Source organism: Bradyrhizobium sp. SZCCHNRI1029, assembly GCF_032487555.1.
Lineage (GTDB): Bacteria > Pseudomonadota > Alphaproteobacteria > Rhizobiales > Xanthobacteraceae > Bradyrhizobium.
Genome location: NZ_JAUEUK010000017.1, coordinates 57,941 through 70,999 on the forward strand (window position 1 = coordinate 57,941; position 13,059 = coordinate 70,999).

Sequence of the window (13,059 nt, forward strand, 5' to 3'; positions counted from 1 at the left end):
CAATATGACGACAAAAAGAGATATTTGGTCAAAGTCGAAAATCTCTGGCTGTATTCTTCAGGGTTATGGGATGGCTCGTCAGATCAATCTCAGACAGGTCGAGGCGTTCAAAGCGGTGATCGAGAGCGGCTCGATCAGCCGAGCCGCTTTGATCCTCAACATCTCCCAGCCCGCGATGAGCAAACTGATCGCTCATCTCGAAGAGGATACCGGGCTCAGCCTGTTCGATCGCGTCAAGGGCCGTCTTGCTCCGACAGAGCGCGGCATGCGGCTTTACAAGGAGATTGATCGTATTTTTTCAGGTGTCCGCCAGGTGGAGAATGCCGTCGAGGCGATCCGCCGCGAGGAGCAGGGGCAGCTTCTTGTCGGAGTCATGCCGGCTTTGTCGCGTTCGTTCATCCAGCAGGCGACGATGGGCTTCCTTCAGCAGCATCCCAACGTGTTCTGCTCGGTCAAGTCACGCAGCTCGGAATGGATCGTGGATTGGCTGGTCACACGCAAGCTCGATGTCGGCCTTGTCAGCTCGCGGATCGACAATCCCTATGTGATCGCCGAACCGCTGACCCAGCACCCGCTCGTCTGCATCATGCCGACCGATCATCCTCTCGCCATGAAGAACGTTGTGGAGCCGGATGATCTCGACAACATCCCCTTCGTGTCTTTCGACCCTGAGAGCCAGGCCGGTCAGTGCATTGCGACGATGTTCGACGCCTACAACGTCAGACCCAACACCGTGCTCGTTGCCAATGTCTCGCCGACCCTGTGCGAATTCGTGGCAGCCGGCCTCGGCGTCGCGCTGGTGCACCCTTTGATGTTCAGCGGGCTTCAGGACCGTCTGGCCATCAGACGCTTCGAGCCCGCTTTGTCCTACGACTTCCAGCTCTGTCGAATGCGCGACAGCCGCAATGCAAGTCTGGTCGACGCCTTCCTCCAGCAGGCGCGCACGACGGCCGCACGGCTCTCCCAGGAGTCGCTCAGCGCGGCATAAGCGTCGTCGCCTCGGTGATCGGCGGAGCGAGGTTCATGGCTCCTTTGAGCTCATAGCCGTAGTTGACACGCTTGCTGTGCCCCCAGACCTGCTGAAGCTCAAACAGCGGAACAGAACAGACGGCGTCGTGGATCTTGCGCTGAGCCTCCTTCCACAGCTCCTGCTGCCGCTCCACACTGCCTTCCACCCGCGCCGCCTGTATGTCTGCGTCCGCAACGTCGCAATGGGAGAAATTGGCAACCGCCGTCGGCTTTCCAATGCTCGAGCTCGAGTGATAGAACTCGGTCAGGTACGTGTCGGCGACCGGAAATCTGGCGGCGCCATAAAACACCAGAGCGCTGGCATTGCCGCGAATCTGGCTCTGATACGTGGCGTGATCGACAACGCTCATATCCAGCTTGATACCGGCCTTTGCGAGCTGGCGCTGAATAATTTCCATTGTCGGCAGGATAGCCGAGATGTTGGACACCACGACCTTGAGCGTCAGGCCATTTGGGTAGCCCGCTTCGGCCAGAAGTGCCTTGGCCTTCACCGGATCGTAAGCATAAGCCCCTGATGAACAGTCCTCTCCGATATAGCCCGGGGGCACGACCGAGCAGCCTTTCAGACTGACGCTCTTACCGACAAACTGCACGAGATCGTCGAGATTGACCGCAGCGGCGATTGCCTGTCGGACCTTCAGGTCATCGAGCGGCGGAATACTGCTGTTGATGTGAAGCGTTCGAAACTCTCCTGGACGGAAGACATCAACGACCATGTTGCCGCGCTGGCGGGTCATATCGACCCAGCGTTGCTCGCGCCGGCCTTGGATGACGTCGAGCTCTCCAGACGCAAAGGCGAGCTCGCGGGCGCTGTCGGAGGGGATCGTACGGTACATGATATTGCTGATCTGCGGCCGGCCGCGGAAATAGCCCTCGTTTGCGACCAGCTTCACATGCCGCTGCGTTTCATGCTCTGAAAACGCAAACGGACCCGTACCGACGGGATTGGAGGCAAACTTGTCTCCGAGCTCCTCCACTGCTCTTTTGCAGACAATGTTTCCGCCGTGATAGTTGGACAAGCGGCCGAGGAAATTCGGATCTGGATACTTCAGGGTCATGCGAACGGTGGACCCGTCTACCTTGGCGATGCTCTCCACCGCGGAGAAGTCTGCAGCGAAGCTCGATCGGCTGGGGTCTGCGGCACGTGTCAGCGAGTAGACGACATCATCTGCGGTGAGGCTGCCCCAGTCGCCGTGAAACTTGACGCCCTTTCGGAGGAAGAAGGTCCAGACTCGTCCGTCTGGGGACGTTTCCCACCGCTCGGCGAGATCGGGCTCGAGATCCTTAGGGTCCGCGCTCCCTGGCTTGAATCGAACCAGGCCGTTGAACATCAGGCCGATCAGCGGCTTGTCGGTGCTGGTCGTCGCACGATGGGGGTCGAGCGTGGTAATGTCTGATCCACCGGCCCCGATTTGCAGGGTGATCTCCGGGGCTTCCGCTGCAGACACATCACCGGTCGCGTTCACCGTGACGGCGATGCAGAAAGCCAACATATAGACGTACTTCATAGAGACGTACTTCATCCGGTGCCTCGCCCGTTGCCCACGCATCAGGCTGGAAGAGTCCTGCATCTCTGTCAAAGTCCGAAATCAAGGAGACCTATTCTTGGGCGTTATGGGCTAACGGCGAAGCTCAACCGCGGCCCAAAAGTTCGAGTACCAGGACCCAGGCGGCAGCGACTGCAGACCCGGCGAACCGTCTACCCGGAGCGCGTCGCCTCCATCCGGAACGGCCCCCATGAAAGCATGAGCATAGCTCCGTCACAGGCGGCACGCGGAACCCTGTGCCGCCACACCGCCGCGCGCATCGATGGAGGACGCGCCGTGGTTGGCTTACGGAAGCGATCGATCTCAAAGCTGGCGATTGCGCGCGACCATCGCGCCGTTTCGCCAATTGCGCGCCGCGCAGGAACGGCGCTTCGTCGTGAGTGTCAGAGCGGCAACGGTCGGACGGCGTCGGCTTCAGTCGGTGGCGTGTCGGTCCACGCCGACACGGATGGGCCGGATAATCCGGGGATCTCAATGAGACCAAGCCTTATCGCCCTCACGACGGCGACCGTCCGGCTGTTCGTGCCAAGCTTTCTCATCGCCTTCTTGAGGTGGAAGTTGATCGTGTTTTCGCTGATCTTGAGGATGATTCCGATATCCCAGGAAGATTTGCCCTCTGCGGTCCACTTCAGGCATTCGCGTTCGCGCTGCGAGAGCCCAATCGCCTTCTTGCCCATCGCTGGCTGGGCAAGCTCGCCAAAAGCAACATGGAACTGACACGCCAAGGCGTGAAGATGCTTCATATGCCGGATCGGGTCGGCATCGTCGAAGCTGGATGCAAAGGATAGAACGGAGATGCGCCCCGACGGTCCAAACAGCGGCACGCTCATCCCGTGCTTGAGACCGGCTTCGCGGCTCTCATGAAGGACCAACCGCTCGCCGTCCTGCAGCTGCTTCTGCTCGAGCAGCTGATCCCATATGAATGGCCTGCTGTGAAACGGGGTTCGCCTGACGACCGGATCGATCTCGTGATACTTTCGCTCGAAATAGTGCTTCCGCCAATCGAGCGGAAAGTTGAGAGCGATGGCCGGCATAGGATGCTCTGGCAGCCGTACCGACTCTTCGTAGTTCAGGGCGCCATAAGCCACTTGGCCGAAGCCCTCATCGGCTGCAGAACCGACGAGAAGATCGAAGAGGTCGGACAGCGACTGCGTGCGGTTTGCACAATCGATGAAGCTGAAGAGGTCCATTGCTACCTCACGGCAGACAAAGCTGCGCAAACTTCCGCCCAGCAAACTTCCGCCCAGATGTGATCGTGAAAACGAATCCGTCTGAATGTCCCGATTGCCGACGGTCCGTCCTTGCCCCCTCGTCTGCCTCTATCAAGGCGAGAAGCAGGCGCTTGCTTGTCCAAACTCCAACCCAACCTGAGGTAGACCGTACCATGATACGCTCCGTCGTGCAATTGACGATCATATTCGATTGATTTTTTCAGAAGCCGCGATGTCATCAACAATGCCCTTCTCCGGAAGCGGCGGCCCTGACGATCTTGCCGACTCCGGCAATCAGATCGCGCAGCAAAGTGCCTGTTTGATGAGCGATCTTCGGCACTTGTGTCAGCATGCACGAGATTGCTGGTACAAGTTTCGATCGGATCATGCGCACCAGGGACATTCTCCCGGCACGCAGCACGCGCAAGTCAGGCCTCGCGGCCATCCCAAGCTGAACCCGTTCAAACGGGCCTGGACGAGCCTTGCAAAAGCCAAGAACTACACCCCAATACAACTCAGAATTGCGCCAGATTGTAGGTGATATTGGGGCGATGTCTGACAGTTGTCTTCCTCTGAGCAGCCGGTAGGACAGCAGCCGCTCCACAGACGCGCGAACTACTCGACTGGGTAGCTGCCTCGCTGACGCTGTGCCGATTAGTCTGCATCTTCCCGTCACGTGGCACATTGGAAGATGCTCATGCGTACCCTTTTAGTCAGGTGGGAAACCGTCCATCGATATGGCGAAGCCTGGATTTCGCATCATCGGTTGCGGTACCGGATGTTCGTCGAGCGCCAGGGGTGGTCCGTGCCTCATTATCAGGGCATGGAATATGATGAGTTCGACACACCGGCAGCCACCTACATCCTTGTCGTGGACGAGCAAGATCAGGCGCTTGGAACTGCGCGGCTGATTCCGACCACACGCCCCTACATGGTCAAGTCCTTGTGGCCTAATCTGGTTGAAGGCTTGCTGCCGCATTCGGACGAAATCTGGGAAGCATCGCGATTCGGCTGTGATCGTGCGCTGAGCACCGGCGGACGGCGCCGAGTGATCGGGCAGCTCATACAGGCTTGTCAGGAATTCGGCCTCGCCAACGGCATCTCGTCCTATCTTGGTGTCATGCCCAGCTGGATCTTCAAGAATGTCATCGCTGCCCATGGCTGCCCGGTGAGGCCACTGGGAGCGAAGCTGCCGTTTCCGGGGCATGACATTGGGGCAGCCTATATCGGGGTATCATCAGCCGTGCTGGAATTGGTTCGCCAGCATACAGGCGTCCCTAAAGCGCTGCATGAAAGCCCTTCTCCTGGGCCTGTCCCATCAGCATTGTCCCCGCGCTTGGCAGAGGATGCTCCATCGGAGCCCAAAGGACTGGCCTGCAGCCCAGAGTTGGAAGGGCTCGTGGAGGCTGGATGAGCGCGATCCCCGAACCTTCGACCATCTTGCCGCCGCAGGGCCCGCCAGTGAGGGCCGATCAGCGCTTGCATCAGGCTTTGGGCCTCAGCGCGATTGACCGTCTCTGGAGAAGATGCGGCATCACCGCAATCGGTGGCGATCAACGCGTCGGCTCCTTCGCTCAAGAAAGCCTGCCACGCTGGATTTGCCGCTCACAAGCTTCCTGCTTCAGGAACACCGAATGTATCAACTTTGAGCGCCAGTCGGTCCTGGTTTGTATGCATTGCGGAGGAAGCCAACGCGATGCGTGGCTCCGGGACTATCTGGCCTTGATGGCTGGTGCCCGCTTCGACTTGGCAAACGCCCGATCAGCCGCCATGAAACGTGCCACCATTGCCGAGGCCAGGCGACCAAGATCATTGGCCGGCTGGTCCGAATGGCGGCCGACAGCTTCGGCATAGGCCTGCAGATCGCGAAATACGCTCGCTGACAGTTCGACCGTGATTTTGACCGGCTTCTCATCGGGAAGTTCCGAGATCTTCAGCTTCGCCATGACTGCTACCCCTGATACGGCTCGAGCACGAGATCACGATTGACGATCACGCGGACCGGAAAGCCCGGCCTCACTGTCAGAGTCGGCTGGACGTTCATCTGCTGACCAACCAGCTGCTGACCTGTGCGGCTCATGGAGTTGCCGAAGCCCTGGCGGAGCGCCTGGGTGATCGCGGCGTTGTTCGTATTTTGATTGGTGCCCGCGTTGACCTCGCTGCCCATCGAGAGCAGCGTCGAGAGCAGCGCTGCGCCAACCAGCTGCCTGAAGTGGTTATCAACCTCGTCCGAGAGACCCGAATAACCGGCAGCGTCGGCGCCCTGCTGCCGTTCCAGGACGATCGACCGTCCATTGGGCATGATCAGCCTGGTCCAGACCAGGAGCACGCGCGATTGCCCGGCCGTCACCTGGCTATCGTATATCCCGATCAGCCGCGCGCCCTGCGGGACAAGCAGGAAGCGGCCTGACGGCGAATCGAACACGTTCTCGGTGACCTGAGCGGTGATCTGCCCCGGCAGGTCGGAGCGAATGCCCGTGATCAGGGCGCCCGCAATCACGGTCCCGGCCTGAACCACATAGGGGGAGGCCGGCCGGCTGACACGGTCGGGACTCGTGGTCCGGCGATCGACCGCGGCATTGACGAAGGCGAGCTTGCGGTCCTGGCCATTCTGGGCGAATGCGTCGTCGGGACTGGACATCGCGCCCGCGCGTTCGCTGGTCTGAGGCCCGCTCGCCGCGGCCTCGGTGCCACGAACATTGACCGTCGCAAACAGGCGGCTCAAGCGAGCGGCATCCCGCTCCTGCTCATGGCGGAGCTGCTCCTGATCGGGGGTGACCGCAAGTGCCTGGCCCTGCGCAGCGACAATCGCCTTGCCGAGATCCCCGGGCAGCGGCGGTCCGATCACTGGGACGTTTGTCGGGAGATTCTTGGGAAGACTGGCGTAGTCACGCGGCAGGGCCGAAACCCCGTCCGCGATGTCGTGATGATCAGTGCTGTAGAGCTCGGATGGACCCGATTTGCTCGGCCTGTTGGTCTGCAATGTCCAGACGACGGCGCCTCCCATCAACAGGAGCGCAACTGCACTGCCGCCGGCCAGGACATTGCGCGACAGCCGCGTAACCGGCGGAAGATCTCCGTTCAGGCGCATTCTTTTCGTGCGACGCTCAGCCTTCTCGGCTGCAGACGGAGCCTGAGACGCAGAAGCCTCATCCTCCTCGTTTTTCACCCTGAGGCTCCGTCGGTTCTGACGATCCGGACCTTGCGCTGCTCCTCGCCGCCGAGGCGCAACTCGGCTGCGGCAAACAGCCGATCGACGATCATGATGTTGCGGAAGGCACGGTAGTTGACGATCTCGGGCGCACCATCGCTCCCGATGACGAACAAGGGCGGCAATTCACCCTGCACGATGCCAGGGGCAAACTCGATATAGACCTTGCGACCGTCGTCATAGGCGTTGACCGGCCTCCATGGCGGATCATCCCCCTCGATGCGATAGCGGAAGCGTCGCAGCGCCGGATTGGGCAGCTCCGGCCTCAAGACGAGCTGGCGCGCTCTCGTCTCGGCATTCTGGGGATAGTACCAGGCCACAGCGGGCATATACGGCTTGTCACGAGCGCGCAGCTCGAGCAGATAGGTCCGCCGGTCGGTGTTGACGATGAGATTGGTTTCGATCGCGGCACGCGTCGGCTTGACCAGGATGTGGACGCGGCGGCGTTCGCCCGCACCGCTCTCGGTATCGCCTACGACCCAGCGCACGGTGTCGCCGGCGGACACGGGCCCCGACCCTGTGAGCTGTTCACCTTCCTCGAGCATGATGTCGGTGATCTGCCCGGGCGCCGCATAGACCTGATAGAGCGCGCCGGGACTGTAGGCATAGATCTGCGTCGCGTTGAAGTAGCCCTTCTTGCGCGGTTCGACCCGCGCCGCGCTATTGGCCATCTCGACGCGGTCGAGCGGCTCCGCTTCTTCCTGGGCTCCCGCCTTGCCACCAAGGGACACTTTCCAGGGCGGCGGAAGATGAAGCGGCTGAACCTTTCCATCCAGCGCAGCTGGCGGCGCCGGCAAGGGTGGTGCTTCGCTGTCATAGCTGATCTTGGGCAGATTGGTCGTTGTGCAGCTGCAGAGCAGAACCAGAACGGCGGCCCCCGCCATCATTGGCCCTCCAGCCCTCCGGACCATTGGCTTGCTCATTGCGACAGCTCCTTCGACCAGTTGATGGCTTGGACGTAGACGCCGAGCGGGTTCTTGCGCAGGCGGTCAGCATCGTCCGGCATGGCGAACACGAGGGTGAGGATCGCGCTCCAGCGTTCGGTCGCAACCGAGGCGCCGTTCTCGTAGCGACGCTCGACCCAGGCGATCCGGAAGCTGTCCGGCGAGGCGCGGATCACACTGGAGACCTCGACCGAGACCTGGATCTTCCCGAGCTTGCTAAAAGGATCATTGGAGCGGGCATAGTCATTCAGGGCAGCCGCGCCGCGATCGGTGGTGAAGTCGTAGGCGCGCAGCCAATTCTGGCGCAGCACGATGCCATCGGCCGGCAGACCTCTCACGTCCTCAATGAACCGGGCAAGATGGAAGGCGACCTGCGGATCGGTCGGCACGTAGTCAGCCACCGCAGGCGCTACCCGCTGGACCTCGCCGAGATGGCCAACCTCGACCACCCAGGGCGTCACCGTACCGCGGGCCGACTGCCAGATCAGGGCGGACGCGAAGCCTGCGGCGAGGGTGAGGCAGCCGAATGCCATCAGCCGCCAGTTCTTGGCCTGCACGCGCGCAGAGCCGATGCGCTCATCCCAGACCTGCGCTGCCTTCTGATAGGGCGTCACCGGCTCGGGCGTACGGCCGTAATGAACAGATGACCGCTTGAACATGTCAGGATTTCCCCTCGGAGAGATCGACCGCGCTTCCCTGCCCGCCGCGCTCGGCATGGCGAACGGCTTGTGCCGTTGTAGATGCGCCCTGATGGACGGCGCGCGCTGCCTTCATGCGCTGCGCCCACATCGGAGAGCCCGAGCCATCGGCCTGACCCGGCTGATCCGAGCCGCCAGCCTGGACATTCGCCCTTTGGCGAAGGGGACTCGCGTTCGCTCCTGCTGCCTCGGCGGCAGCGCCGCTGACGCGCCCTCCGCCGGACGCCGCCGCACCAAGCGGCGCGACAGCACGGCTTGCACCAGAGATCGCGCCGCCTGCGAGCCCCGCTGCACCAGCGGCCATGCCGGCGCCGGCCACGACGAGACCACCCGCTGCAAGCGACGTCCCGACCGCGCTCCCTGCTCCAAGCTGCGGTCCACCACTGACAAGACCATTGGCGATCCCGGGCCCGAACAATCCAAGGCCGAGCAGCGCCAGGGACGCCAGGACCAGGGCCATGGCACTCTCGACGGTCGGAGGATCGCCGCTCGTCACCTGGGTCAACTGACCGAACAGGGTCGAGCCGGTTCCTGAGATCACGGCGAGCAGCAGAACCTTCACACCGGAGGAGATGACATTGCCGAGCACACGTTCGGCTGCGAAGGCGGTCTTGCCGAACAGACCAAACGGGATGAGCACGAATCCAGCAAGCGTCGTGAGCTTGAACTCGATCAGGGTGACGAAGAGCTGGATGGCCAGAATGAAGAAGGCGAGCAGCACGACCACCCACGCAAACAACAGGACCGCAATCTGCAGGAAGTTCTCGAAGAAGCTCACATATCCAAGGAGGCCCGAGATCGCCTGGAGGAGCGGCCGCCCGGTATCGAGACCCACTTGCGCGATCCTGCCCGGGCGCAGGAAGTCCGCCGCCGACAGCGCCGAGCCCGAGGCCTTCAGGCCGAGTGCTGCGAAGCTCTCGAAGACGACCCGGGCGAGGCTGTTCCAATTGCCGATCAGGTAGGCGAACACGCCGACAAACAAGGTCTTCTTCAGCAGCCGGGCGACGACATCGTCCTCGCCGCCAAACGCCCAGAAGAGCGCAGCAAGCGTCACATCAATGGTGACGAGCGTGGTTGCGAGATATCCGACCTCACCGCCCACCAGGCCAAAGCCGCTGTCGATTGTCCGGGTAAAGGTCTCCAGGAATTGATCGATGATCCCCGTTCCTGTCATCGGGCAATCTCAACCATGAGCTGCCGGGCAGCCGCGGCGGGGGATCCGCCAATTTGGTCCGGAACGCTCGTCATCATCAGTGAAACATTCGTACGCTGGAGGCCTGGTCGCCCTGACCCTGCGTCAGGAAGCGGCGGAGCTGTTCGCGTGCCTGATCCTGGGCCGCCGCGCGCTCCGCCATGGTGAGGTTCTGCGCCCGTCCCTGGGCGGCCACAACCGCCGTCAGATCCGCGAGCTGTTGCGCCTGCATCGCCAGGATCTGGTTGCCGGCTTGCCTGACAGCCAAGGCGCCGGCGGCTCCTTGGCTCGCGACAACCAGCGCGACGGACTGGCTCTTGATGGTGTCGAGATTGCCGACCACGCCCGCCTGAAGCTTGAGCGCATCCTGCAGCGCGGCCACGGACGTCTGCCAGCGTGAGCGCGCATTGTCCGCGAGGTCAGCGGCGCTGGCGCCGGCGGCTGCCGGCGCATAGACCGTCTTGAACGCCTGCTCGATTTGCTGCACGTCGTAGGCCAGGCGCTGAGCCTGCTTGAGCAAATCCTGGGTCCGCTGGATCGATTGCTGCAGCTGCGTCAATGACGAATACGGCAGGTTGACGAGGTTGCGCGACTGATTGATCAACATCTCTGCCTGGTTCTGCAGGGCCAGAATCTGATTGTTGATCTGCTGCAGCTCACGTGCGGCGGTCAGCACGTTCTGAGCATAATTGTTGGGGTCGAAGACGACGAGCTGGGCCCGCACCGGACCCGCCGAGGTCAGAACCAGCAGCGCCAACGACGCTGCCCATCGCTTGCCAGAGATCATTGCCGCGTCTCCAGATTGTCGAGGCCGGGGATGAGGTCGGCTGCCCAGCCAAGCTTGAGGTGCCGCAACCACGCTGCCGCAAAGCCGTCCCTGCCGGCGGACTTCAGAACGTCCGAGATCGCGGCCTGATCGGCCTTGGACGACGCCGCGGCAAAGGCGAGCGCGACCTCGCCGAGACCGAGCTCGAACATGCGGTTGCCCCGGCGCGACTGGCAGTAATAGTCGCGCTTGGGGGCCGCACGGCTGACGAGCTCGATCTGACGATCATTGAGACCGAAGCGACGATAGATGCCCATGATCTGCGGCTCGAGCGCCCGCTCGTTCGGCAGCAGGATGCGGCTCGGGCAACTCTCAATGATGGCGGGTGCGATCGGCGAGCCGTCGATGTCGGATAGCGACTGGGTCGCGAAAACGACGGAGGCGTTCTTCTTGCGCAGGGTCTTCAGCCACTCCCTGAGCTGGCCCGCGAAGTCGGCGTCGTCCAGCGCCAGCCACCCTTCATCGATGATCAGAAGTGTCGGGCGGCCGTCGAGCTGCCGGGCGATCTTGTGGAACAGATAAGCGAGGACAGCAGGAGCGGCAGCGGTCCCGATCAGCCCCTCGGTCTCAAACACCTGGACCGACCGGTCGCCCACGAGCTCATGATCGGCATCCAGCAGTCGTCCGTGAGCGCCATCGAGGCAATACGGCTTGAGGGCCCGTTTCAAGATGTTCGACTGCAGCAACACCGACAGGCCGGTCAGGGTCCGCTCAGAAGTTGGCGCGGAAGCCAGCGAGGTCAGCGCCGACCAGAGATGCTCCTTGGCGTCCGGCGTCACCACGATCTTCTCGCGGACCAGCAGGCCGGCGATCCAATCCGCCGCCCAGGCGCGCTCCATCACATCACCGATGCCTGCCAGCGGCTGCAGCGCGATCGAGGTCTCGCTATCGGCCGAGAGCGCTCCACCGAGATCATGCCAGTCACCTTCCATGGCAAGCGCGGCGGCCCGCAGGGAGCCGCCGAAATCAAACGCAAGGATCTGCGCATTCGGATAGCGGCGGAACTGCAGAGCCATCAGCGCCAGCAGCACCGATTTGCCAGCTCCGGTCGGTCCGATCACCAGCGTGTGGCCGACATCGCCGACATGGAGCGAGAACCGGAATGGCGTCGCGCCCTCGGTGCGGCCGAACAGCAACGCAGGCGCCCTCAGATGATGGTCACGCACCTCACCTGCCCAGACCGCCGAGAGCGGGACGAGATGCGCAAGGTTCAGCGTCGACAACGGTGGCTGGCGCACATTGGCATAGACATGCCCCGGAAGGCTGCCGAGCCAGGCCTCAACCGCATTCACAGTCTCCGTCATGCAGGTGAAATCGCGCCCCTGGATCACCTTCTCCACCAGGCGCAGCTTCTCGTCAGCCCTCGCCGGATCAGGATCCCACACCGTCACGGTCGCGGTGACATAGGCCTGGCTGATCTCATCGGAGCCGAGATCCTGCAGCGCCGCATCGGCGTCAGCGGTCTTGTTGTGGGCGTCGCTGTCAACGAGGCTTGCCACCTCGTTGGTCACGACCTCCTTGAGGATCGCCGCCAGAGATTTGCGCTTGGCAAACCACTGCCGGCGGATCCGTGTCACGAGCTTCACGGCATCCTGCTTGTCGAGCATGATGGCGCGGGTCGACCAGCGGTAGGCGAATGCAAGCCCGTTCAATTCGTCCAGCAGTCCTGGCGTCGTTGCAGAGGGAAAGCCGATGATGGTGAGCACGCGGAGATTGACCGCCCCCAGCATCGGCGCGAGGCCGCAGGTCAGCGGCTGGTCGGCGAGCAGCCCATCCAGATGCATGGGGATTTCAGGGACGCGGACCCGCTGGCGCTTGGTCGAGACGGTCGAGTGCAGATAGCTCAGCACGGCGTCGTCGCCGAGCCAGCCGCATTCCGGCATGAAGCCGCCCACGAGCTGCAGAATGCGGTCGGTGCGATCGACAAAGCTGCGCAGGATGTCGCGGCCGCGCGAGCCCTCCGGCTGCGGCGCGCCTTCATAGAGCACGCGTTCGGAACGGGCTAAGTCTTCTCGCGGCGGCAGGTACAGAAACGTCAAATAATAGCTCGACTCGTAGTGCGCCGCCTGCTCCTCGAACTGTGCCTTTCTCTCGGCATCGACCAGGGCGGACGCGGCATCCGGAAACACGCAAATTGGGTAGGCTCCGGCCGAATGCCGCTGCGCCTCGACGAAGATCGCCCAGCCCGACCCCAGGCGCCGCAGAGCGTTGTTGAGACGGAAGGCGACTGCTGTGAGCTCGGATGCGACCGAGCTCTCCAGGTCAGGCCCGCGAAAACGCGCCGTCCGTTGCAGCGAGCCGTCCTTGTTGAGAACGACGCCCTCGTCCACCAGCGCCGCCCAGGGCAGGAAATCCGCAAGCCGGATATTGGTGCGGCGGTATTCGGCCAAATTGAACATGC

Annotated in this window: 11 protein-coding genes; 2 read left to right on the forward strand and 9 right to left on the reverse strand. The window is 62.4% G+C overall.

The window, feature by feature from the left end; all coding sequences use genetic code 11:
- The first annotated feature begins 4 nt into the window (after positions 1 to 4).
- Positions 5 to 988 carry a LysR substrate-binding domain-containing protein gene (locus tag QW861_RS32235; RefSeq protein WP_315754364.1) on the forward strand — a complete coding sequence of 328 codons (984 nt, stop codon included), beginning with the start codon at positions 5 to 7 and terminating at the stop codon, positions 986 to 988.
- On the opposite strand, the gene QW861_RS32240 is transcribed toward QW861_RS32235, so the two are convergent.
- Both QW861_RS32240 and QW861_RS32245 read right to left on the reverse strand, forming a co-directional pair.
- On the reverse strand, positions 975 to 2,552 hold the full coding sequence (locus QW861_RS32240) for an ABC transporter substrate-binding protein (RefSeq protein ID WP_316159731.1): 1,578 nt from the start codon (positions 2,550 to 2,552) through the stop codon (positions 975 to 977). The genes QW861_RS32235 and QW861_RS32240 overlap by 14 nt on opposite strands.
- Positions 2,553 to 2,959: 407 nt before the next feature.
- Positions 2,960 to 3,766, reverse strand: coding sequence for a LuxR family transcriptional regulator (locus QW861_RS32245; protein ID WP_315754282.1), 807 nt, complete (start codon positions 3,764 to 3,766; stop codon positions 2,960 to 2,962).
- A 718-nt stretch (positions 3,767 to 4,484) separates the two neighbouring features.
- Here QW861_RS32245 and QW861_RS32250 point away from each other — a divergent pair.
- Entirely contained in the window at positions 4,485 to 5,201 is a 717-nt protein-coding gene (locus QW861_RS32250; protein WP_315754279.1) for an acyl-homoserine-lactone synthase, read from the forward strand.
- Between the two features lie 298 nt (positions 5,202 to 5,499).
- Here QW861_RS32250 and QW861_RS32255 read toward each other — a convergent pair whose 3' ends face one another.
- The 7 genes from QW861_RS32255 to trbE form a co-directional block, all read right to left on the reverse strand.
- Positions 5,500 to 5,733, reverse strand: coding sequence for a DUF2274 domain-containing protein (locus QW861_RS32255; RefSeq protein ID WP_315754277.1), 234 nt, complete (start codon positions 5,731 to 5,733; stop codon positions 5,500 to 5,502).
- Between the two features lie 5 nt (positions 5,734 to 5,738).
- Positions 5,739 to 6,956, reverse strand: coding sequence for a TrbI/VirB10 family protein (locus tag QW861_RS32260; protein ID WP_315754275.1), 1,218 nt, complete (start codon positions 6,954 to 6,956; stop codon positions 5,739 to 5,741).
- Positions 6,953 to 7,885: a P-type conjugative transfer protein TrbG gene (gene trbG, locus QW861_RS32265; RefSeq protein WP_315754271.1), complete on the reverse strand. Its 933-nt coding sequence runs from the start codon at positions 7,883 to 7,885 to the stop codon at positions 6,953 to 6,955. The genes QW861_RS32260 and trbG overlap by 4 nt, the downstream gene beginning before the upstream one ends.
- A 32-nt stretch (positions 7,886 to 7,917) precedes the next feature.
- Complete coding sequence (gene trbF, locus QW861_RS32270; RefSeq protein ID WP_315716441.1) at positions 7,918 to 8,601, reverse strand: conjugal transfer protein TrbF; 684 nt, start codon at positions 8,599 to 8,601, stop codon at positions 7,918 to 7,920.
- A gap of 1 nt (position 8,602) precedes the next feature.
- Positions 8,603 to 9,814, reverse strand: a complete 1,212-nt coding sequence (gene trbL / locus QW861_RS32275; RefSeq protein WP_315716443.1) for a P-type conjugative transfer protein TrbL — start codon at positions 9,812 to 9,814, stop codon at positions 8,603 to 8,605.
- A 76-nt stretch (positions 9,815 to 9,890) separates the two neighbouring features.
- Positions 9,891 to 10,619 (reverse strand): P-type conjugative transfer protein TrbJ, encoded by a 729-nt coding sequence (gene trbJ / locus QW861_RS32280; protein WP_315716471.1) that lies wholly within the window; start codon positions 10,617 to 10,619, stop codon positions 9,891 to 9,893.
- Positions 10,616 to 13,057: a conjugal transfer protein TrbE gene (trbE, locus tag QW861_RS32285; RefSeq protein WP_315754269.1), complete on the reverse strand. Its 2,442-nt coding sequence runs from the start codon at positions 13,055 to 13,057 to the stop codon at positions 10,616 to 10,618. The genes trbJ and trbE overlap by 4 nt, the downstream gene beginning before the upstream one ends.
- Between the last annotated feature and the right edge of the window lie 2 nt (positions 13,058 to 13,059).

Excerpts from the sequence above, each read along its gene's own strand:
- trbL (WP_315716443.1), bottom strand. The coding sequence starts at position 9,814 with ATGACAGGAACGGGGATCATCGATCAATTCCTGGAGACCTTTACCCGG.
- trbJ (WP_315716471.1), bottom strand. The coding sequence starts at position 10,619 with ATGATCTCTGGCAAGCGATGGGCAGCGTCGTTGGCGCTGCTGGTTCTG.
- QW861_RS32240 (WP_316159731.1), bottom strand. The coding sequence starts at position 2,552 with ATGAAGTACGTCTCTATGAAGTACGTCTATATGTTGGCTTTCTGCATC.
- QW861_RS32250 (WP_315754279.1), top strand. The coding sequence starts at position 4,485 with ATGCGTACCCTTTTAGTCAGGTGGGAAACCGTCCATCGATATGGCGAA.
- trbF (WP_315716441.1), bottom strand. The coding sequence starts at position 8,601 with ATGTTCAAGCGGTCATCTGTTCATTACGGCCGTACGCCCGAGCCGGTG.
- trbG (WP_315754271.1), bottom strand. The coding sequence starts at position 7,885 with ATGATGGCGGGGGCCGCCGTTCTGGTTCTGCTCTGCAGCTGCACAACG.
- QW861_RS32235 (WP_315754364.1), top strand. The coding sequence starts at position 5 with ATGACGACAAAAAGAGATATTTGGTCAAAGTCGAAAATCTCTGGCTGT.
- QW861_RS32255 (WP_315754277.1), bottom strand. The coding sequence starts at position 5,733 with ATGGCGAAGCTGAAGATCTCGGAACTTCCCGATGAGAAGCCGGTCAAA.
- QW861_RS32245 (WP_315754282.1), bottom strand. The coding sequence starts at position 3,766 with ATGGACCTCTTCAGCTTCATCGATTGTGCAAACCGCACGCAGTCGCTG.
- trbE (WP_315754269.1), bottom strand. The coding sequence starts at position 13,057 with ATGTTCAATTTGGCCGAATACCGCCGCACCAATATCCGGCTTGCGGAT.